General features: G+C 46.5%; 20 protein-coding genes. 8 read left to right on the forward strand and 12 right to left on the reverse strand.

The window, feature by feature from the left end; translation table 11 throughout:
- Positions 1-78: 78 nt before the first annotated feature.
- The 4 genes from BLR32_RS14395 (at position 79) to BLR32_RS14410 (ending at position 3,694) form a co-directional block, all read left to right on the forward strand.
- Entirely contained in the window at positions 79-486 is a 408-nt protein-coding gene (locus BLR32_RS14395) for a DoxX family protein (RefSeq protein WP_089832920.1), read from the forward strand.
- 85 nt (positions 487-571) lie between these two features.
- Positions 572-991, forward strand: a complete 420-nt coding sequence (locus BLR32_RS14400; RefSeq protein WP_089834165.1) for an acyl-CoA thioesterase — start codon at positions 572-574, stop codon at positions 989-991.
- Positions 992-994: 3 nt separating this feature from the next.
- The gene (locus BLR32_RS14405) at positions 995-2,251 is read left to right on the forward strand and encodes a CinA family nicotinamide mononucleotide deamidase-related protein (RefSeq protein WP_089832921.1); all 1,257 of its coding nucleotides are present in this window, start codon (positions 995-997) and stop codon (positions 2,249-2,251) included.
- A 42-nt stretch (positions 2,252-2,293) separates the two neighbouring features.
- Positions 2,294-3,694, forward strand: a complete 1,401-nt coding sequence (locus BLR32_RS14410; protein ID WP_089832923.1) for a dihydrolipoamide acetyltransferase family protein — start codon at positions 2,294-2,296, stop codon at positions 3,692-3,694.
- A gap of 528 nt (positions 3,695-4,222) precedes the next feature.
- On the opposite strand, the gene BLR32_RS14415 is transcribed toward BLR32_RS14410, so the two are convergent.
- Positions 4,223-4,549 carry an RNA recognition motif domain-containing protein gene (locus BLR32_RS14415; protein ID WP_089832925.1) on the reverse strand — a complete coding sequence of 109 codons (327 nt, stop codon included), beginning with the start codon at positions 4,547-4,549 and terminating at the stop codon, positions 4,223-4,225.
- 191 nt (positions 4,550-4,740) lie between these two features.
- Here BLR32_RS14415 and BLR32_RS14420 point away from each other — a divergent pair, with 191 nt between their 5' ends.
- Entirely contained in the window at positions 4,741-5,460 is a 720-nt protein-coding gene (locus BLR32_RS14420) for a hypothetical protein (protein WP_089832927.1), read from the forward strand.
- A 125-nt stretch (positions 5,461-5,585) separates the two neighbouring features.
- Here BLR32_RS14420 and BLR32_RS14425 read toward each other — a convergent pair whose 3' ends face one another.
- From BLR32_RS14425 to BLR32_RS14460, 8 genes are all read right to left on the reverse strand, one after another.
- Positions 5,586-6,200: a DUF4230 domain-containing protein gene (locus BLR32_RS14425; protein WP_089834166.1), complete on the reverse strand. Its 615-nt coding sequence runs from the start codon at positions 6,198-6,200 to the stop codon at positions 5,586-5,588.
- Between the two features lie 239 nt (positions 6,201-6,439).
- Positions 6,440-6,958 (reverse strand): cupin domain-containing protein, encoded by a 519-nt coding sequence (locus BLR32_RS14430; RefSeq protein ID WP_089832929.1) that lies wholly within the window; start codon positions 6,956-6,958, stop codon positions 6,440-6,442.
- Between the two features lie 120 nt (positions 6,959-7,078).
- Complete coding sequence (locus BLR32_RS14435) at positions 7,079-7,903, reverse strand: AraC family transcriptional regulator (protein WP_089832931.1); 825 nt, start codon at positions 7,901-7,903, stop codon at positions 7,079-7,081.
- A 465-nt stretch (positions 7,904-8,368) separates the two neighbouring features.
- Complete coding sequence (locus BLR32_RS14440; RefSeq protein WP_245705427.1) at positions 8,369-11,137, reverse strand: alpha/beta hydrolase family protein; 2,769 nt, start codon at positions 11,135-11,137, stop codon at positions 8,369-8,371.
- Positions 11,138-11,197: 60 nt separating this feature from the next.
- Entirely contained in the window at positions 11,198-12,079 is an 882-nt protein-coding gene (locus tag BLR32_RS14445) for a DMT family transporter (protein ID WP_089832936.1), read from the reverse strand.
- A 6-nt stretch (positions 12,080-12,085) separates the two neighbouring features.
- On the reverse strand, positions 12,086-12,832 hold the full coding sequence (locus tag BLR32_RS14450) for a polyprenol monophosphomannose synthase (RefSeq protein WP_089832938.1): 747 nt from the start codon (positions 12,830-12,832) through the stop codon (positions 12,086-12,088).
- A 69-nt stretch (positions 12,833-12,901) separates the two neighbouring features.
- Positions 12,902-13,675, reverse strand: a complete 774-nt coding sequence (locus tag BLR32_RS14455) for a 3'-5' exonuclease (protein WP_089832940.1) — start codon at positions 13,673-13,675, stop codon at positions 12,902-12,904.
- A 9-nt stretch (positions 13,676-13,684) separates the two neighbouring features.
- Positions 13,685-15,037, reverse strand: a complete 1,353-nt coding sequence (locus BLR32_RS14460; protein ID WP_089832942.1) for a UDP-N-acetylmuramate--L-alanine ligase — start codon at positions 15,035-15,037, stop codon at positions 13,685-13,687.
- A 331-nt stretch (positions 15,038-15,368) separates the two neighbouring features.
- On the opposite strand from BLR32_RS14460, the gene ytxJ reads away from it, so the two are divergent.
- The 3 genes from ytxJ (at position 15,369) to aroQ (ending at position 16,807) form a co-directional block, all read left to right on the forward strand.
- Positions 15,369-15,698 (forward strand): bacillithiol system redox-active protein YtxJ, encoded by a 330-nt coding sequence (gene ytxJ / locus BLR32_RS14465; protein WP_089832944.1) that lies wholly within the window; start codon positions 15,369-15,371, stop codon positions 15,696-15,698.
- Positions 15,699-15,790: 92 nt separating this feature from the next.
- Positions 15,791-16,360, forward strand: a complete 570-nt coding sequence (locus BLR32_RS14470; RefSeq protein WP_089832946.1) for a UbiX family flavin prenyltransferase — start codon at positions 15,791-15,793, stop codon at positions 16,358-16,360.
- 33 nt (positions 16,361-16,393) lie between these two features.
- On the forward strand, positions 16,394-16,807 hold the full coding sequence (aroQ, locus tag BLR32_RS14475) for a type II 3-dehydroquinate dehydratase (protein WP_089832948.1): 414 nt from the start codon (positions 16,394-16,396) through the stop codon (positions 16,805-16,807).
- 404 nt (positions 16,808-17,211) lie between these two features.
- Here the strand turns inward: aroQ and bioB are convergent, their stop codons facing one another.
- The 3 genes from bioB to BLR32_RS14490 form a co-directional block, all read right to left on the reverse strand.
- Complete coding sequence (gene bioB / locus BLR32_RS14480) at positions 17,212-18,207, reverse strand: biotin synthase BioB (protein ID WP_089832950.1); 996 nt, start codon at positions 18,205-18,207, stop codon at positions 17,212-17,214.
- Between the two features lie 122 nt (positions 18,208-18,329).
- On the reverse strand, positions 18,330-19,430 hold the full coding sequence (locus BLR32_RS14485; RefSeq protein ID WP_089832952.1) for a M42 family metallopeptidase: 1,101 nt from the start codon (positions 19,428-19,430) through the stop codon (positions 18,330-18,332).
- 64 nt (positions 19,431-19,494) lie between these two features.
- The gene (locus BLR32_RS14490) at positions 19,495-20,337 is read right to left on the reverse strand and encodes a UbiA family prenyltransferase (RefSeq protein WP_089832953.1); all 843 of its coding nucleotides are present in this window, start codon (positions 20,335-20,337) and stop codon (positions 19,495-19,497) included.
- Between the last annotated feature and the right edge of the window lie 65 nt (positions 20,338-20,402).

A 20,402-nucleotide genomic window follows, 5' to 3' on the forward strand; every position in this document is an offset into this window, starting at 1 on the left:
ATTTAAAAACGCGCCTGCATGATTCCTGTCGGCCAGACAGGAGGTAACGCAGATCTGCAGGACTAAACCATTTTCTCTATGAGTAAACTATTTACATCGCGCGTGAATACCGGCGCTGTCAACTTTGCTATGCTGATATTGCGCGTGGTTTTTGGTGCACTGATGTTCACACATGGCTTGTCAAAGCTGAAGGGTTTTTCCCAGATGGTGGGTAAATTCCCTGATCCGCTGCATGTGGGACAAACAATATCCCTGTCCCTGACCATTTTCGCAGAAACCCTTTGTGCGGCACTGGTTGCTGTCGGATTACTGACCCGTCTTGCTGCTGTTCCGCTGGTATTCTGTATGATCATTGTCGTATTTGTGGTAATGAAGAATGCACCGTTATCACAGAATGAAATGGGCATCCTGTTCCTGGCTGCTTTCACTGCGATATTATTCGCCGGACCTGGCAAATACAGCCTGGACCACCTGATTGGAAAATAATTAAACACCCGGGCGCCTGTGCGTTGCCGGAAACGCGGAATGCATTTTGCGGTAAATGCGGGCGCCAGGCCTTAAGACTGATAATATGTTCACACAGACGACACAGATACGCGTACGCTATGGAGAAACGGACCAGATGGGATACCTTTACTACGGCAATTATGCGTTATATTACGAAGTAGGACGTGCAGAAGCCATCCGGACGCTGGGTTTTACCTATGCTGAACTGGAAAAACAGGGAATTATTATGCCGGTGGCAGAGTTAAATTCAAAATACTTGCGCCCGGCCTATTACGATGATCTTATAACAGTGAAGACTATATTGAAGGAATTGCCGGTCGATCATAAGATCCGGTTCCATACAGAACTATACAATGAAAAGGGCGAGCTGTTGAACGTAGGCGTCACCACCCTGGTATTCCTGCATGCAGATACCAAACTACGGTACGGGATGCCGCCGGTGATGATGGAACGCCTGGCTCCTTTTTTTGAGAAAAGCATGTAAATCATGACAATGCAAGCGGATAAGGTAGTAGCAAGTATCATCACGATCGGAGATGAACTACTGATAGGACAGACGATAGACACGAATTCAGCCTGGATGGCGCAGCAACTGAATGCGATGGGGATATGGGTACACCGCCGTGTAGCCATCGGGGATGTAAGAGAAGCCATCCTGGAGGCATTGGAGAAGGAAGGCGCAGTCTCGGATATCGTACTGATTACCGGAGGACTGGGGCCTACGGCCGATGATATTACCAAACCCGTATTGTGTGAATATTTTGGGGGACAGCTGGTACGGGATGAAGCTACCTATCTGCAGGTAATGGAATTCTTTGAAAGCAGAGGCCTGCCCACCTTACAGCGTAATGTGGACCAGGCGCTGGTACCCGATGTAGCCACAGTGCTGCACAACACCAGGGGCACTGCACCGGGTATGTGGTTTGAAAAGGATGGAAAGATCTATGTGTCCATGCCAGGCGTACCGCATGAAATGAAAGGACTGATGTCCGATCATGTGTTGTCACGCTTACAGGAATATTTCAGGACGCCGGCAATTGTGCACCAGACATTGCTGACTTCGGGCATGGGAGAGTCGTTTATAGCAGAAAGATTAACCCATTTTGAGGCTGGATTGCCTCCGCATATCAAGCTGGCCTACCTGCCGTCTTATGGCTTATTAAAGCTGCGGCTCACTGCTTTTGGTGCAGATAAGTTATCCACCGCAGCTGCATTGTCCATCTATTTTCACCAGATGAAAGAACTGCTGACGGACATTGCCGTTGCAGACGATGACCTTCCTATCGGTGAAGTGCTGGGTAAGCTGCTGAAGGAAAAAGGTAAAACGGTAGGTACGGCAGAGAGCTGTACGGGCGGGTTCATTGCCCACAATATTACCCTGGTGCCGGGAAGTTCTGCCTGGTATAAAGGCAGCATTGTGAGTTATGCCAACGAAATTAAAAGCGGTTTGCTGGGGGTAAAACAGGAAACATTACAGGCCAACGGTGCGGTGAGCGAGGCAGTGGTAAGAGAAATGGCCAGAGGGGCCTTGCAGCAGTTAAAAACTGATTATATTATAGCGGTATCGGGCATCATGGGCCCTGATGGCGGTACTCCCGAAAAGCCGGTAGGTACTGTATGGATAGCTGCTGGCAGTGCCAGGGAACTGGTGACGGTGAAGCACCAGTTGCGTTATGACCGCTTGAATAACATACAGATGACAGCAACTTATGCTATGAATGAATTGAGGAAGTTGATAGTATAAACCTTACTTTTGTTTCCGTACCAAAACGCTAAACACAATTTTATGGCCATTGTAGAACTGGTAATGCCCAAAATGGGGGAAAGTATTATGGAAGCCACCATATTACGCTGGCATAAGAAGCCGGGGGATCATGTAAAAACTGATGAAACCGTGCTTGAAATTGCGACGGATAAGGTGGATAGCGAAGTACCTTCTATCGCCGATGGGGAAATTACCGAGATACTCTACGCGGAAAATGATGTAGTACCGGTAGGTACTGTCATTGCACGTATCAATACCGCTGTTGATGCTGATTTTGCGACAGCTGCCCCTGTTGCTCCTGTAGCAGCACAGGAAGCGCCTGCTGCCGCTGTAAGAGAAGAGGTGTATGTCCCGCAATATGAAACGGCAAGTGCTCCTCATGAAGCGCAGTTCGTGACCAGTGGCGCCCGTTTTTATTCTCCGCTGGTGCTGACTATTGCCCAGCAGGAAGGTATCAGCTTTGCTGAACTGGAAAAAATACCCGGTACCGGCAATGAAGGCCGTGTGACCAAGAAAGATATATTAACCTTTGTGGAAGCGAAGAGCAAGGGGCTTACATCTGCACCTGCCCCACAAAGAACAGAGGCGCCTGCGCCTGCAGAACAACCGGTAAGTCGTCCGGCTGCCGCGGTAACTCCTTCTGCAGCTCCGGTTACCAATGGTGTTGGCTCACAGACAGCATCTGCTCCGGTTAGCACCGGCAGCTATGGTAACAATGTGGAGATCATTGAGATGGATCGTATGCGTAAGCTGATCGCTGAACATATGGTACGCAGCAAACATACCAGCCCGCATGTGACCAGCTTCGCAGAGGCAGATGTGACCAATATGGTGAAATGGCGCGACAAGGTGAAAGGGGATTTCGAGAAACTGGAAGGAGAGAAGATCACCTTTACACCGCTCTTCATCGAAGCAATGGTGAAATGTATCAAACGCTATCCGCTGTTAAACAGTTCACTCGACGGTGATAAGATCATTATTAAGAAAGACATCAATATCGGTATGGCAACCGCTTTGCCTACGGGTAACCTGATCGTTCCGGTGATCCGTAACGCCGACATGCTGAACCTGGTTGGCCTGACCCGTCAGGTGAATCAGCTGGCCAATGCAGCCCGTCAGAACAGGTTGAAACCAGATGATACACAGAATGGTACTATCACCCTGACTAACGTTGGTACCTTTGGCAGTCTGGCAGGTACACCGATCATCAATCAGCCGCAGGTGGCTATCCTGGCAGTAGGCGCTATCAAAAAACGCCCTGTTGTAATAGAAACGCCTCAGGGTGATACGATTGCTATCCGCCATATGATGTACCTGTCACTGTCTTACGATCACCGTATCGTGGATGGTGCATTAGGCTCTACTTTCCTGAGTGCAGTAGCGCAGGAACTGGAGAATTTTGATCCGAACAGGAGATACTAAATCTGCATATTCAGTATGGATGATGAATACAGGGATGATACAATCTGTCTGTATTCATCATTCGTATTTTAGGGGATATCCGCAGCATATCATCCCTTTTATAGCTTTGGAATAGCAGGAGATGATACAATCTGTCTGTATTCATAGGGGATAAACACGGTATATCATCCCTTTTATTGCTTTAGAATAGCAGAAGATGATATAATCTGTCTGTATTCATAGGGGATAAACACGGCATATCATCGCTTTTATTGCTTTAGAATAGCAGGAGATAATATAATCTGTCTGTATTCATAGGGGATAAACATGGCATATCATCCCTTTTATTGCTTTGGAATAGCAGGAGATGATACAATCTGTCTGTATTCATAGGGGATAAACACGGCATATCATCCCTTTTTTATTGGAATAGAATAGCAAAGGATGATTTAGAATAGCAATAGACAAGGAAATATATCCGCATAAAAAAAGCTCCCGTTAAGGGAGCTTTTTCAATTTCTTGACCGAGATAAGCTTGGGCCAACAGAATTAATAACGACCACGACCGCCGCCGCCGCCGTATCCGCCGCCGCCACCGCGATTGAATCCACCACCTCTTGAGTTATTATTCGGTTGTTTAGGTCTTGCTTCGTTTACCATCAGTTGCTTGCCTTCGATTTCAGTACCGTTCAAACTATCCATAGCCTTGCTACCTTCTTCCTGGTTGGGCATTTCCACGAATCCGAAACCGCGTGAACGGCCAGTCTCGTGGTCCTTGATAATTTTAGCGGAAGTAACCTCTCCAAATTCGCTAAATATCTGGTGAAGGTCTTCATCGTTCAACCTGTAGTGCAGGTTGGCTACGTAAATGTTCATGACTAAAAAATTAAAAAAATGAAAAATAATATTGAAGATAAACAAATAAGTTCAATAAATACACCGCGTCAGGAAATAATTTCATAAAGTAAATATACCGGTAACACTGGCTGTAATTACCACTTCCGTTTTATGGATAGTTGGCTGATTTTTTGTAAATTAATAGACATAATCCATTAAATTATTTTGGTATGAGTAGCCTGAGCGAAACGTGGTTTGCAGACGGTTATATCGATTTTGAGCAGAAAAAGTATACTTTATTGGCTTATCTGCAGCAAATAAACCGTTATTTCAATCAAAACAAGCTGTACCCTCAGCTGGGGGATGTTATCTTTCATTACAACAACCTGGTTGCCTTCCGGGAAAACAAACAGTTCCTGCAGCAGCAGTTCCCAAAACGCCTGACTGCCGTGAATATGGAGCGTCTGCAATTACTTTATGAACAGATGATCGCAGATGATGAACTGATGCAGGAGCTGGAAACCATTATCCAATACGCCATTCAGAAGATGAACGGCGCTATCCGCGAGGGCACGGAAATCTATGAATTTGTGGAAGAAAGCCTGAATATTTCACCTGTGGGACTGATACCGCTGGATTCACAGGAAGGGTATTTATTCCTGTGTGATGGCCGTTATCAGGATGTGATAGTATATGAATACAGGTTGAGTATTTTTGAACGCCATGATGAGAAATATCGTGGAATTCATACGCAATACCTTGATACCTATACAAAAGACCTGGTAAATACGTGTGAGCATATTAAAACCAGCCTGATCCGGCAACGCAGGGAATTGCCTACTCCTGCTGTATATCGCATTGATACGAAGCTTGTATTTCCGGTCACTGAAACCTTACTGCCCGTTGCCAAGCGCTCCCTGGTGAAGTATATTGCCCACAATGCCGCATAGGTACTGACAGCAGATATACTTCAAAGGATGTACAATCTGCAGGAGCTGATCAAATATTGGTGTTTCCCGGGAAGATTCGAATGTACAACCACATCAGGATCTGCCCGGGAAAACCTTTAAAATGATTAATTCAGTAATACCGGCGCACTGTTGCCAAAGATGACCTCCAGTTCATGATCATGAAGGAATGGCTCATAGTATTGCCTGATGATCTTGGTGAGTTTTTCTTTTGACTGATTAATGTACAGGTTGTTGTTTTCCAGCTGTTCGCGTGAAGTCTGGTACAGCTTTTTCTGCACATCAGTATAGGTTTCATCGTCCTGGAACAGTAACCAGCCTTTCCTGTTGGAAGTCTCCATTTTATCCACTTTCAGCTCATAGCTGAGCAGTTTAGGTTGTGGCAGGTTGATGGTGATCTTCTTGTCTGAAACCGTTATCCGGAAATTCTTCTCATCTGCATTGATGCCATATTTTGCCAGGTAAGGGATAGATACCCAGATCGTGTTCTCCAGGAAGGCCTTTTTCAGATTAGTGGTCCATTCTCCGTCGTCAGCAATATTACTGCGTTTGATCGTAGCATTACCCTGTACTTCAAGGCTGGCCAGTTCGGCGATTTCCCGCACGATTTGACTATTGGAGAGAATGCTCTGATTTACACTTTTACTGCCGAATTGTTTGCCCAGCCAAAACAGCAGAACAGCCAGGGATAGAAAAAAAACGAAGCGAAAGAATCTTTTCATAACAGAAGAGATAGTTGCTGTGGACCTCAGTCCATAGCTGAACAAGGTCCATAGTGATCATGTTTTTTATTAGTTAGTAATGTATGCAAAAGTCTACAAACGTTGGGCCATGGCCCCGCGACATACAGTTGGTAGGTAGTTGTGCTTTGAAATTGTAAGTTACAACTCCTATAATATCCCGACGACTACAGCGAATATAATATTTATGGCTGATAGTCCATAACTCATCCTTATCATTGTCAATGTCCGTGCACCAGAGAGGCAATCAGTTCACTATGCTGCGGATATACAGCCTGCAGGCTATCTTTCCCGGCCAGTTCAAAATCAGCGAAATCGAAGCCTGGCGCTACTGTACAGCCTACGAGGGCAAAACCATCAGGCACCTCTGTACGGGAAGCAAACCAGTGACCTGCTTTGATCACCAACTGGGGTTGTTCGCCCTCTTCAATGTTGAGACCCAGTTTGTGTGCCGTCAGTACGCCATCAGGATCAATATCATAGATAGCCAGGGAATGGCCATCATAGAAATGCCATACCTCATCAGATGCAATGCGGTGAAAAGCAGAAAACTGGCCTTCTTCCAGCAGGAAATAAATAGCAGTGGAAGCATTACGGTTGCCCTTCATGGCTGGCGGCAATTCAGATTGTTTAAACTCCCAGGAAGAACGATAGGTTTCCCGGAATGAGCCTCCCTCTACGTGAGATTGTAAGTTGAGATGTTCCCGCCAGTAGGCGGCATTGTGTCTGGGTTTATGCATGATATGGATTGTGTCCTGGTTTATGGATAATACAAAAGAAAGGAAAATTGATTAAAATGGAAAAGCCGTCCCGTGAACGAGGCGGCTCTCTTATTTTTCATTTTTTTAGTCTAAAATCATTTACGCCACGGCTACAGGGCGTGCTACCGGCATTTGCGCAATAGCTGTTTCCTGGTTCAGTACCGGTGCTTCTCCTTTGAAGAAGAGGAAATCCTGTATGAATGAAGCCTGGTTGTAGTAATCGTTGTTGGTGATAAATGCCTGCCATTCTTCCACACTCATCTTCTGCATATGACGCATAGCATCTCTGAAACGGAGCATACGGGCAAACAACTGCGGCGTCAGTCCCACCACTTCCATAAACTTCCTTTCCAGCGTATGACGGGAAATTTTAAACTTCCTCGTCAGCCTTTCCACATTCGTATAGCCCTGGTTGTCAATGATGTAATCTGCAATTTCATCAACCTGTTTCAGATTGTGCACATGTGAACACATCATATTGGCCAACGCATCGTCCAGCACGGCATCCAGTTTGGTAACATCTGCAGCAGCAGCAATTTTATCGGCCAGGTCCTTCCAGCATTCACGGTCCTGCTTCAGCAGGTCACGGAAGTAATTGTTGAAGGAAGACATATCAAGACCTGCCAGTCTGTAACAGCCATAGGCGTTCAGCTGGATCACGGTCATTTTTACCGGACCTTTTACCATGATCTGATGATGACAGGTAAAATGACCCACAACGGAAGCCTCCGGTAAAGTAAAGGAAGCATGCTGAGTAGGTTGGAAGATCACTTCTCCTTCTTGCAGAAATACCATGTATAGATCTCCCAAAGAGAACAGGTTCTGCGGCAGATTGATCAATCCACTATTAGAGCTTTGTAAATGATAATACTGCTTAACATACGGTGCCAGCGAAGTTGCCGGTTGATAGATACGGAAATTCATAGGAACATGTATAAGGTTATCAGATATTCAAAACATCCACAAAATCTGAATCAGGTCTTCAATTTCTTCTATACAAACTTATAGGTTTATAAGTATATAAAAAAATATAATTTGAGTAGCTTGAAAGACAAATGGTTGCAGTAGATAAAATAGAGGAAAGCCTGCTACGTAGTGGTTTCAGGGGAATATTGGCAGGAAATTCTTAGTTTGAGATGTAGTACTTAAATTAGTATATGCTGATAGGGGACATGAAAGCTAAAAGTTTTGAATCCGGTTACCTTAGGGCATCAGGTCCACCCCAGCTTCTCTGCTTGTTCTCTACTTACTCTCTACTTCTTCTCTTTATATTTGGGACTGACTAAAAAGAATCCTACCGTTGGGGTGGGGGTGAGACAAAACTGCTTTTACGCAATTCTGAACACTTCATTCTGCTTTTTAGTCAGTCCTGGTTTTATTCAGTTGATGTTATTGTGCGTTACCAACAGTTTCCCAGCCCCAGTTCTTACCTTTTTCTGTTGCCGGTACACCCTTTTCCATCCACTCGGGAGCGGGTGCATTTTTCAGGAAGTGATCAAAGAACTGCTGTTCGCGGCGCTGAATGTCCTTACGGTTCTGGCGCTGCACCAGGTTATGGGCTTCATTATTGTAGTTCAGCAACCATGCTTTTTTGCCCAGTCGGCGCAAACCGGTGAACAATTCTATGCCCTGGTACCAGGGAACTGCCCCATCGGCATCATTGCTCATAATAGCAAGTGGCGTGGTCACTTTAGGCAACTGGAACAGCGGAGAGTTCTCGATGTAGAGTTCCGGTTTATCCCATAAAGTAGCGCCGATACGGCTTTGTGAACGCTCGTACTGGAACTGGCGGTTCATGCCGCTTTCCCAGCGGATGCCACCATAGGCGCTGGTCATATTGGCCACTGGCGCTCCTGCCCAGGCAGCCTTGAATAGCGAGGTGCGGGTGATCAGGTAAGCTACCTGGTAACCGCCCCAGCTCTGTCCCTGGATGCCCATATTCAGGCTATCTGCCCACGGATGTGCTGCCAGTGCTCGGGCGCCGCTCACAACATAGTCGTAAGCCCCCTGTCCCGGATAACCATTTTCATAGGTGATATCCGGCGCCAGTACCAGGTAACCCCGGCTCACAAAGAACGGAATATTCAGTCTGGAAGGAGTGGGGGTCGGTGGCTGGTAGTTATACAGACCATCCGTCAGTTTCTCGTAGAAATACAGCAATACAGGATATTTTTTTGTACTGTCAAAATCCTCTGGTTTATACAGAATGCCTTCTGCCGGTTTGCCATTATAAGCGGTCCATTTGAAAAGTTCTGCGGTGCCCCAGTTATATTGTTGTTGCTGCGGATTGATATGGCTGACCTGTGTAGCCTTCGCCAGTGAAGTACCGGTATATACATCCGGCGATTGTACATAACTAGCTTTCGTAAAAATGTAATTTCCGGCGTTTTCAGCCCTTACAGGGTCGCCGAAGGTATACGGTCCCATCACAAGAAGTTCGGGCTTTAAAGGGGCCTTTTTGAAGGTACAAGGGGCCATATAGAAACCATTCTCCTTAGTAGTTTCATTGAAGGTTTCTAGCAGCAATTGCTGACCTGGTTTAAAGAACAGTTCTTCTTTCACCACCTTCGTATATCTGAAACGCAGTTTCTGCTGACGGCCGTAACCTGCGGTGATCATCTGTGGGGCAGCCTTCCCGCTGGGATCTACCTGCCAGATGTCATACCTGTCGTAAATGTAAACAGCCTTGTCATCTTCCAGCCATCCGGCCATACCATAGGGACCAGGCAAGTCCGGATGATCATCATCTTCTTCAGAAAGTGAAACTGGTATTTTCTCTGTTATATTCCTGGTAATGCCTGTAGCGGTTTCAAAGGCAAACCATTGTTTCTGCTGGAGGTTGTACCAGGTGATATAATGACCACCGGGAGATATGCGGGCAATACTGTCGAGGTTTTGCTGTAATAGTTTACGGTTGCCGTTTTCAACGTTCACCAGGTACGCAGTTTTCAGAGAATTACCGGTCCATTGCATGGCCATACGCTGCCCCTTATCGGTATAACCCACTGCATACGGACTGTTACCTCGTCTGGCAAAGGCGATGCTTTCCATGTCCATGTCTGCCAGTTGCACCACCTGGTTATTGCCCGGATAATACACGGCCTGATAACTTCTCTTCAACTCTTTATCTGCATTCTTCAGCTGCATGGGTTGCAGGTAATCATCCTGGTAATTCCAGATATCCACTTTCGCCACTTCAAAGTCTACGATATTGGTATCTTTTGGAGGCCTGATGGGAGCTGTGCCGAAGAACAGCCTTTGTCCATTCTGGCTGAACCATACCTTGCCATCAGGACTTACAGACCAGTTGGCCGGAAATGCACGGGTATTCCTGTCGGCAGTAATCACACCGCTGTCCTGTCCCGGACGGTAATAATACAGGGCGTAGAACTGTTGCAGAGCTTTGGCACTGTCGCGGGAACTGCACCAGGCAGCCTGTTCGCCTGTTTCATCGAAGGCAAACTGTGTACGGAGGGCTGTGCCACGGCTCAAAGTATCCGCTTTGCGGGTGGCTACATTCCAGAGCAATACCGCAGCTGTTGACAGGGAGTCTTTTTTATCGGTCACTACTTCCGCCAGCAGGCGGTTGCCCGGCTTACTGAAAACATAATCCTGGACGTTCCGGATGGTATCCGCACTCTTTTTGTCGGGATAGTAGATCACCAGGTGGCCGCTGGCAGTATCTGTCTGTGGCTTTTCCTTCAGATAGGCCAATACACCGCTACCTTTTTCAGGTGTTTTGAAAGACCTTACCGCGGGCACTTTATAGACATCGTTGCTGCCCAGTGTAACGATTCCCAGGGAATCTTTCGGCATATCTGCCGGCTTCTTCTTTTTGATCTTTGCCTGTCGCACAACAGCAAAAGGCGCTTTAATGAAAAAGACCGCATAACGGTTATCTTCCGTAATCACGGGATTGCTGCCACGTGGCACTTCCAGCCGTTGTCCGTTTTGGTTGTTGTAGATAACGAGGGTAGCATCGCCTTCCTGTGGCGTAACGGTATAGACGGTCCATTGACCGTTGTTACTGATGGCTTTACTGCCAATGTTTTGCCAGCTGTCATACACTGAATGATCAAGTGGCTTTTTCGCAGGTTGCTGCGCATAGGTGAGTAAGGAGAGGCCGGTCAACGCGGCTGCACACATGATTTGCTTCATGTGGCCTAAAATAGGAAAATCGGCAGTACTTAGATGAAGATTTGCGATAGACGGTCAAAATCAGGCATGAGTTTGCCGCAGCGTACGCGTTACCCTTGTCATCTGCAATACTACTGACAACACAATGCAGGCAAGGCCCAGGTAAAACGCGTAGGTCAGTTCCCGGTTCTCATGAAAGAGTGCGAAGGCCATCACAATACTGTATACCGGCTCCAGGTTGAAGGTCAGGTTCACCGTGAAAGGAGAGATCTTTGTCAGCGCCGTCATTATCAGCATATACATGCACACGGTGCAGGCCCAGGCCAGGATCAGCAGGTAACTGAGATCTGTAAAAGAAGGCAGGCTTAAAGGCAGCGGGAAGAAATGCAGGTACAAAGGCATGATGAGCGTAAGCGCCAGCCAGCCGACAGACAGTTCGTAGAATGTAATGGTGGGCGTGTCGTATTTCGCTATCAGGCGTTTGTTGAAGATGGTAAACAGAGCAGCAAAGAGAGCGGAGATAATGCCCAGGATGATGCCTGTACGGTATTGTACGTCGAAATGAAAAATGAGGAAAATGCCGCAAAGCGTGATACCACTCAACAACAGCTCAATCTTATCCATCCTGTAACGGTTGATCAGCGGGTCGAGCGCTGCTGTGAACAGGCTGGTGAGCGCGAAACAGACTACGCCAATAGACACATTCGAGTATTTGATACTGGCATAGAAAAATAACCAGTGCAACACGACTACTATGCCTGTGAGGCCGATAGGAACAATCTGTTTAAAGGAGAGTTTTGTCAGCATCTTTTTCCAACGAAAAAGGATGTATAGTGTAACTATAGTGAAGAGGAGCCTGTACCAGACAAGCATTCCTTCGTTGAGGGTGATCAATTTTCCCAATATACCCGTAAAACCCGCCAGGAATACCGACAGGTGCAATTGTATCAGTGCTTTTTTCATTTCCGCTTATTCGCTATTTCTTACGCGTCTTTCATACTTGCGGAACAGGCTTTCCCATTGAATTTTGAGTACTCCCAGTATCCCTTCCTTAATAATCCCCTTACTCATTTTGGAATATCCTTCTTTACGGTCCTTGAAGGTGATAGGAACTTCTTTTATTTTGAAGCCCAGTTTCCAGGCCGTGAATTTCATTTCTATCTGGAAGGCATATCCTACGAAACGGATTGCATCCAGGTTAATAGCTTCCAGTACCTGCCTTTTGTAACATACAAAGCCAGCTGTAGCATCTTTTACCCTGATCCAGGTAACAAGGCGTACGTAGATGGAAGCGCCGTAGGAGAGGATAGCCCTATCCCAGGGCCAGTTTTCCGTTCTACCGCCTTTTACATAGCGGGAGCCAACGGAAACGTCGCCTCCTTCCTTTGCACAGGCATCATACAACCTCACAAGGTCGGCAGGACTGTGGGAAAAGTCAGCATCCATTTCGAAGATGTACTGATATCCTTTTTCCAATGCCCACTTGAAACCGAAGATGTAGGCTGTACCTAATCCCTGTTTGCCACTTCTTTCTACCAGGAACAATTCGCCGGAATGGGACTGCTGCATATTCCTTACAATATTACCCGTGCCGTCGGGCGAACCATCGTCCACGATCAGTACATGAAAATCTTGTTGCAGGGCAAACACCGCGTCAATGATGTTACGGATATTATCCTTCTCATTGTACGTGGGAATGATGACGAGCTTTTCCAATCTAGCAAGTGTTGTTTTAGGAGTGCGAAATTAGTGTAATCGCTAAATAATGGAAGGATTTTGTAAATATTAAATCTTTTTTAACATCATACTATGGTAAATTTCTGTGAGTTTCTGCTTGGTATTCAGCGGAAAATCAGCTTTCATCATCCAATCATAGTACTGAGGTTCTATTTTTAGCACTTCCCGTACAGGTCTTCCCTTATATTTACCAAAATTGAATACTTCCAGGCCATTCTGCATCACCATACGTCTTGCAAAGTCCACGTAATCATCTTCTTTCGTAAATTCTGCCAGCGGGGCTACTTCAGCCTGCAGCTGCTCGTAACGGGACAGCTGTGCTTCCAGTATCTCATAGGTAGCGAGGGCATCTGCTTCAGCGCTGTGTGCATTCTCCAGGTTTTTGTCGCAGTAGAACTTATAGGCGGCGCTGAGCGTACGTTTTTCCATCAGGTGGAAGATCTTCTGTACGTCAATGAATTTGCGGTCTTTCACATCAAAATCAAGGCCTGCACGCAGGAATTCTTCTACCAGCAATGGTATATCGAAACGGTTGGAATTATAACCCGCCAGGTCGCAGTTATCCAGGTACTGGCGCAGTTCATTCGCACATTGTTTGAAAGTCGGACAATCCTTCACATCATCATCGCTGATATTGTGAATAGCGGTAGATGATGGAGGAATAGGCATGCCGGGGTGAATTCTTTTCACCTTGGATTGGGTACTCTTGTCAGGGAATACCTTGATGATAGCAATCTCAATTATACGGTCCGTAGCCACATTGGTGCCGGTCGTCTCCAGATCAATTACGGCCAGCGGCCTTTTTAGTTGCAAAGTGGGCATGTCTGATTTTTATAGATACTTTTTCAGCGAATTTACATCCAATCCTTCATAATCACCCGAACTCATCATGAGCAGGTTAGCATTGCGGTAGTCCTGTTTGTCGAGGAATGCCACCAAATGCTCCCTGTTGGTGAATATCTGCAGGTCATTACGGCCAAAGCCCTGTGCCACCAGATCAGGGGCCAGGTCGGGCATACGTTTGATCTCAAGCGCATGTTTGCTGTAGAATACAACAGGCACGTCTGCTTTGTCCATCACACCCTGGTACTGCACCATGAAATCGGCGTTCAGGCTGCTGTAGGTATGCAACTCCAGCACGGCTATCAGCCTGCGCTGCGGGTATTGCGACTGCAGGGCATTGATGGTAGCCATTACCTTGGACGGAGCATGTGCAAAGTCGCGGTAAATAGCGCAATGGTCATTTTTACCTACCAGTTCCAGCCTTTTGGCAGCACCTTTGAAGGTGGAAATGGCTTTCAGGAAGGTTTCGTCGCTGATACCCAGTTCATTACAAACCAGGCGGGCAGCATGCATATTGAGCAGGTTGTGGTCGCCGAATACTTCGAGTATGGTTTGTCCGCCGCCGAAAGTCACGGTTGTGGTGCCATTGACGATCTGGTGCCGTGGTATATCGTAAGGAACCAGTTTCAGGTGCAGGCCTTCTGTCTTCACCAGTTTTACCAATTCCGGATCGGTATTGTTGTAGATGAGGATACTGCCGGCCTTCATGGTACGGATGAAGATGGCAAACTGTTCCAGGTAGTTATCAAATGTGGGAAATACATTGATATGATCCCAGGCAATGCCGGTCAGTACAGCGATGTGTGGATGCAGGAAATGGAATTTAGGCCGCTTTTCAATGACAGAAGCAGGGTATTCGTCTCCTTCACAAACGATGACAGGTGCATCGGTAATATTGACAGACTGTGCAAAGCCGGCGAGGCGTGCGCCTACCAGGTAGTCAAAAGCCTGTCCTGACTGCTGCAGTACATGCATGATCATAGCGGTAGTGGTGGTTTTGCCGTGGCTGCCGCCTACCACAACCCTTTTCTTCTGCTGGCTTTCCTGGTAGATGTATTCCGGGAAGGAGTAGATCTTCAGGCCCAGTTCTTTGGCTTTGATCAGCTCAGGATTGTCTCCCCGGGCATGCATACCCAAGATAACTGCATCGAGGTCGGCCGTAATACGGCTATCATCCCAACCCATTGTAGCCGGAGCAATCCCAGCCTGGCGCAAATTGCCCAGTGCGGGTTCATAAATCTCATCGTCACTGCCGGTTACCTGGTAACCCTTGTTTTTCAATGCGATAGCTAGCTGATGCATCACACTGCCGCCCACAGCAATAAAATGTACTTTTGCCATATAATTTAAACCAGATACCTGCGTTTTATCGTTATATTTATACCTAGGGAAAAAGGAACGATATTATATCTAAAATCTTTAATATAAATTTTATATTTGCAAAGTAACGTCAAAAATTGACGATTAAAAAAGTGATATCACCATTCCCTATGAAATTTCATTATTCAAATAAACATCCCTTTATGCAGTCATCTTATCTGAAAGTTTTGGGCGGCGCCTGTCTTATCCTTATCTTTGCAGCTTTCTTAACCTCTTGTGCGTCACAGAATAAATTAGGTTGTCCGATGAAAATTGGTAAAGCAACGCACGGAGTAAACGTGAAGGATTGTTAATGAACTGGATACCACTTACTACAGAACAACAGTTAACAGAGATCAGGGAGGCATCCGCAGCGAAGCCGGTAGTAATTTTCAAACACAGCACGCGTTGTTCCATCAGCGCCGTTGCCAAATCCAGGCTGGAAAGAGGAGCCGCTCCGCAGGAGATCTCATTTTACTATCTGGACCTGATAAGATTCAGGGACATTTCGAACAGGATTGCAGCGGATTTTGATGTACCGCATGAATCGCCACAAGTTTTGCTGATCCGTAACGGGGAATGCATTTATGATGAAAGCCACAGTGGGATCACCATGGATGACCTTGTGAGCAAGTCAAACTGAGGACGCAATCAGACTATTTATCCAAAGAATTTAGTACCGGCCTATGGCCGGTATTTTTTTTGCCCTAGCTTTGTACTCTAAGAATTGAGTGAATGAAACATCGTATAGTAGTAGCGGTTACGGGTGCCAGCGGTTCCATTTATGCCAGGCAGTTACTGAATAAATTGCAGGCGGCTTCCGCACAGACAGACCAGATAGCCCTGGTGATGACTACCAATGCACGTACCGTATGGGAAACAGAGCTGGGCACTGATGATTACAAGCAATTACCATTCAAAACATATACACAGCAAGACTTTCACGCACCTTTTGCTTCCGGTTCCGGCAGGTTTGACACGATGATCATCTGCCCCTGTTCAATGGGTACACTGGGACGTATTGCTACCGGTATTTCCAATGACCTCATCACCCGCGCAGCAGATGTAGTGCTCAAAGAGAGAAGGAAACTGATATGCGTGGTAAGGGAAACGCCTTATAACCTGATGCATATTAAAAATATGCTGGCTGTAACAGAAGCGGGGGGCATCATCTGTCCTGCTACGCCATCCTTCTACAGCATCCCTAAAACGCTGGAAGATGTAGCTGCTACTGTTGTAGACCGGGTGCTTGATCTTGCCGGTATAGAGCAGGATACATTCCGCTGGGGAAGTGAGGAAAAATAAGCACTGAATTGCCACAATAATACCAAGAATCATATGCAGATAGCGATCATCAACGGCCCTAATTTAAACCTCCTGGGAAAGCGGGAGCCAGGTATCTATGGAAATGAGTCTTTTGAGTCTTATTTCGAGAAACTGAAAGCACAGTATCCCAATGTACAGCTGACCTATTTTCAGAGCAATGTAGAAGGGGAAATGATCAATCATCTGCATGAAATTGGTTTCTCCTATGATGGCATCCTCCTGAACGCCGGTGGTTATACCCATACTTCCGTGGCGCTGCGCGATGCTATTTCTGCCATCAAAACCCCTGTACTGGAAATACATATCAGTAACGTTCATGCAAGGGAGGAATTCAGGCATAAAAGCATGATCGCTCCTGTTTGCGTAGGCAGCATCTGCGGCCTGGGCATGAAAGGATATGCACTGGGGGTAGCGTATTTCCTTTAACAGGGTGCTCACCGTTGTTAAAGGTCCATATGTCAAAGAACTGAGGCGCAATGCAATATTAGGAAAGATGGAAATGCTGTTTTGAGGAATGTCCCCAGGACGCAAAATCATGTCCATTGGACGCCAAAACGTGGGGTCGGGAATATATACCAGGGCGCTATACTTTGTGTTCGATCCGATAAGCTTCCGATAAACTTTGAGATAACTTTATACTACGTTCATCTTACGTTTAAGACGCAGGATGAACGTAGCATAAAGTTATCTCAAAGTTTATCGGATCGAACTCCTAAGGAATCAATGGCTCTGCTTTCGGTATCAAAGCAGCTACTTATCCCGTAAATCGAAGCCAAAAAAAGGGTGTTCCAGCCATGGCCGGAACACCCTTTTTCTTATTTCGATGAATATTAGTTCAATGTTTCAGTTTCAACCGGCTGGTCTTTGAAAGCCTCTCTTGGTTTCAGACCTAACAGTTCAAACATCATGTGATCTTCTTCGAAGGAAGGATTGTCAGTCGTCAGCAATTTCTCACCGGTGAAGATGGAGTTGGCGCCTGCCATGAAGCAGAGTGCCTGCTCAGAAATGCTCATTTCAGCACGGCCGGCGCTGAGACGTACCATTGCCTTAGGTATTACGATACGGGTGGTAGCGATCATACGCACCATATCCCAGAACGCAACCTTCGGCATATGTTCCAGCGGAGTTCCTTTTACACGGGTCAAGGCGTTGATAGGAACGGAATCAGGATGGGTCGGCATATTGCTCAGGGTGTGCAGCATACCGATACGGTCTTCATGGGATTCTCCCAGGCCGATGATACCACCGCAGCAAACGCTTACACCTGCTTTGCGGACGTTGTCCAGGGTACGCAGACGGTCGTCGTAAGTACGGGTGGTGATGATAGATTCATAGTACTCGCTGGAAGTGTCCAGGTTGTGGTTATAGGCATATAAACCTGCATCCGCCAGTTTCTGGGCCTGTTCTTCGGTCAGCATACCCAGGGTAGTACAAACCTCCATGCCCAGCTCGTTCACGCCTTTTACCATATCCAAAACACGGTCGAAGTCGCGGTTATCCCTTACTTCTCTCCATGCAGCACCCATGCAGAAGCGGGTAGAACCAGCATCTTTTGCTTTCTGGGCGTATGCCAGCACTTCTTCCTTCTTCAGAAGGCCATGTACTTTGATATCGGTATTATAGCGGGCAGCCTGAGGGCAATAAGAACAGTCTTCCGAGCAACCGCCTGTTTTAATGGACAGCAGCGTACAAACCTGTACTTCTGCAGTATCCTGCGTTTGTCTGTGTATGGAAGCAGCACGGAAAACCAGTTCCAGCAAGGGAGTATTATAGATCTCTTTTATTTCTTCAATAGACCAGTCGTGACGGATCTGCACATCTTGCATAATAATCTAATTTGAGAGCAAACCTACAAATTAAAATTGAATTAGAAATTAGGAAATAAGAATTAGGAATTATCCTCAATTGTGACTTATTGCACATCCTTATATCCTGATTTTCAAATGGTTTACAGGTATTTAAAATTGGTTTTTGGTGTAATGTTCAGGAGTGTCTGATAAATCAGCTGAATGGTGTTTTCGACATCATCTTTCTTGATCATCTCCACGGTGGTATGCATATAACGCAGGGGGATGCTGATCAGTGCAGATGGGGTACCGTCATTGGAATAGGCAAAGGCATCCGTATCAGTACCGGTGCTGCGGCTTACCGCATGCAGCTGGTGAGGAATATCATTCTTTTTGGCGGTGTTGATGATCAGATCGCGGAGGATGTTGTGCACCGCAGGGCCATAGGTAATGCTCGGACCATTGCCGCAACGGATCTCCCCTTCAATATTCTTGTTGATCATCGGGGTTGTGGTATCATGTGTTACGTCAGTGATAATGGCCACATCAGGCTTGATCCTTTTAGCAATCATTTCTGCGCCGCGGAGACCTACTTCTTCCTGTACGGCATTGACGATATACAGGCCGAAAGGCAGTTGCTGTTTCTTCTCTTTCAGCATGCGGGCTACTTCGGCAATCATAAAGCCACCGATACGGTTATCGAAAGCGCGGCAGATGTAGTAGTCATAGTTCAGTTCCTCAAAGCCATCTTCAAACGTTACCACACAACCTACATGGATACCGAGGTCTTCTACTTCCTTACGGCTGCGGGCGCCACAATCCAGGAAGATATTCTCCACCTTGGGTTGAGGATCTTTACCTTCTGTACTGCGCAGGCGGGTATGGATAGCAGGCCATCCGAACACGGCCTTTACGATACCATTCTCTGTATGAATGTTCACGCGTTTGGAAGGCGCGATCTGCTGATCAGAACCACCGTTGCGGATCACATATATCAGTCCTTCAGGGGAAACATAATTGACAAACCATGATATTTCATCAGCATGTGCTTCAATCACCACTTTAAACGGGGCCTTCGGGTTGATGATACCAACTGCCGAGCCGTACGCGTCTACATAATACTCGTCTATAAACGGCTGTAGGTATTCCAGCCACAATTTCTGTCCTTCTTTCTCAAACCCGGTAGGGGAGGGATTATTGAGATATTTACGCAGGAACGTAAGCGCCTCTTTACTGAGTATAGATTTTTGCTTTTTAGACATTGCTGTTAAGTTAATTGTGCTGCAAAAGTAAGTGTTTGCCAGCTTACAGCAAGCCCGGTATTGATTACAATAATGCCGTTATAACAAAATGAAGCAGAGCAGAAAGCATTACCATGCCATCCAGCACAAAATAGTAGAAATGATCTGAACGGTTACTGATGGCATATCGTGTAAGCAGTGCTGTTATTACTACCGGGGCCAGCAGGATAGCCGTCAGCTGCCAGCCATATGCGGGGAAAAGTGCCAGTGCAAAGATGGTGGCAAGCACCAGGGAACTGATATATAGTTTTTTAAGACCGGGTGCGCTCAGAATGGTGATCAGGGAGCGGATCCCTTCTTTTTTGTCCGACTCCAGGTCCCGGTAATCAAACAGGATGCAGATGGCATACACCAGGAAGAAGCGGTGTAAGGTGAGGAACAGTATAGTGGATGAATAAGGCTGCTTTTCTATAAATACCGGCAACAGGGTGGTGACATAGATCCAGACCGCAGTCAGGAACAGGGTTTTGCCAACGGCGATCTTTCTGAGCCATACAAAAGCCCGGTGTGGCAGTTTGGGGGCGGAATACAGGAAAGTAAGCACGGCAGCGCCTGACAGTGGCAGCCAGTGGTCCCGCAACAACCAGAAACCATAAGCTGCTCCAAGCGCCCCCAATGCACAAAGCACTAACTGTAACGTCTTATGACGGGCGCCCCAGAGAATGCGTTCAGAGGTGGAATAATCTGCGGGAGTCAGGTACCAGTGGAAATTATAACTGCAGATAGTTGAGCAAAAAACAAAGAAATAATAAGCCTCGTTAATGTCCCGGACCTGCAGCAGCGTATTTGTCTGCCATATCATGAGTATGGCGCAGCATGCTACGTAGAGAGACGAGAAGATAATAAAATTAAAAAGACCGCGAAGCATTAACAATCGGCATTAGGAAATTAAGAATCAGAAATTGGAATGCGAAATTAGGAATTATAGATCCT

It is taken from the genome of Chitinophaga filiformis, assembly GCF_900102545.1.
Classification (GTDB): Bacteria; Bacteroidota; Bacteroidia; order Chitinophagales; family Chitinophagaceae; genus Chitinophaga; species Chitinophaga filiformis.

Coding starts and splice junctions, on each gene's coding strand:
- aroQ (WP_089832948.1), top strand. CDS start 16,394: ATGCAGATAGCGATCATCAACGGCCCTAATTTAAACCTCCTGGGAAAG.
- BLR32_RS14435 (WP_089832931.1), bottom strand. CDS start 7,903: ATGAATTTCCGTATCTATCAACCGGCAACTTCGCTGGCACCGTATGTT.
- BLR32_RS14440 (WP_245705427.1), bottom strand. CDS start 11,137: ATGAAGCAAATCATGTGTGCAGCCGCGTTGACCGGCCTCTCCTTACTC.
- BLR32_RS14430 (WP_089832929.1), bottom strand. CDS start 6,958: ATGCATAAACCCAGACACAATGCCGCCTACTGGCGGGAACATCTCAAC.
- BLR32_RS14455 (WP_089832940.1), bottom strand. CDS start 13,675: ATGCCCACTTTGCAACTAAAAAGGCCGCTGGCCGTAATTGATCTGGAG.
- BLR32_RS14485 (WP_089832952.1), bottom strand. CDS start 19,430: ATGTCTAAAAAGCAAAAATCTATACTCAGTAAAGAGGCGCTTACGTTC.
- BLR32_RS14415 (WP_089832925.1), bottom strand. CDS start 4,549: ATGAACATTTACGTAGCCAACCTGCACTACAGGTTGAACGATGAAGAC.
- BLR32_RS14410 (WP_089832923.1), top strand. CDS start 2,294: ATGGCCATTGTAGAACTGGTAATGCCCAAAATGGGGGAAAGTATTATG.
- BLR32_RS14460 (WP_089832942.1), bottom strand. CDS start 15,037: ATGGCAAAAGTACATTTTATTGCTGTGGGCGGCAGTGTGATGCATCAG.
- BLR32_RS14490 (WP_089832953.1), bottom strand. CDS start 20,337: ATGCTTCGCGGTCTTTTTAATTTTATTATCTTCTCGTCTCTCTACGTA.
- BLR32_RS14445 (WP_089832936.1), bottom strand. CDS start 12,079: ATGAAAAAAGCACTGATACAATTGCACCTGTCGGTATTCCTGGCGGGT.
- BLR32_RS14470 (WP_089832946.1), top strand. CDS start 15,791: ATGAAACATCGTATAGTAGTAGCGGTTACGGGTGCCAGCGGTTCCATT.
- BLR32_RS14400 (WP_089834165.1), top strand. CDS start 572: ATGTTCACACAGACGACACAGATACGCGTACGCTATGGAGAAACGGAC.
- BLR32_RS14405 (WP_089832921.1), top strand. CDS start 995: ATGACAATGCAAGCGGATAAGGTAGTAGCAAGTATCATCACGATCGGA.
- ytxJ (WP_089832944.1), top strand. CDS start 15,369: ATGAACTGGATACCACTTACTACAGAACAACAGTTAACAGAGATCAGG.
- bioB (WP_089832950.1), bottom strand. CDS start 18,207: ATGCAAGATGTGCAGATCCGTCACGACTGGTCTATTGAAGAAATAAAA.
- BLR32_RS14420 (WP_089832927.1), top strand. CDS start 4,741: ATGAGTAGCCTGAGCGAAACGTGGTTTGCAGACGGTTATATCGATTTT.
- BLR32_RS14395 (WP_089832920.1), top strand. CDS start 79: ATGAGTAAACTATTTACATCGCGCGTGAATACCGGCGCTGTCAACTTT.
- BLR32_RS14425 (WP_089834166.1), bottom strand. CDS start 6,200: ATGAAAAGATTCTTTCGCTTCGTTTTTTTTCTATCCCTGGCTGTTCTG.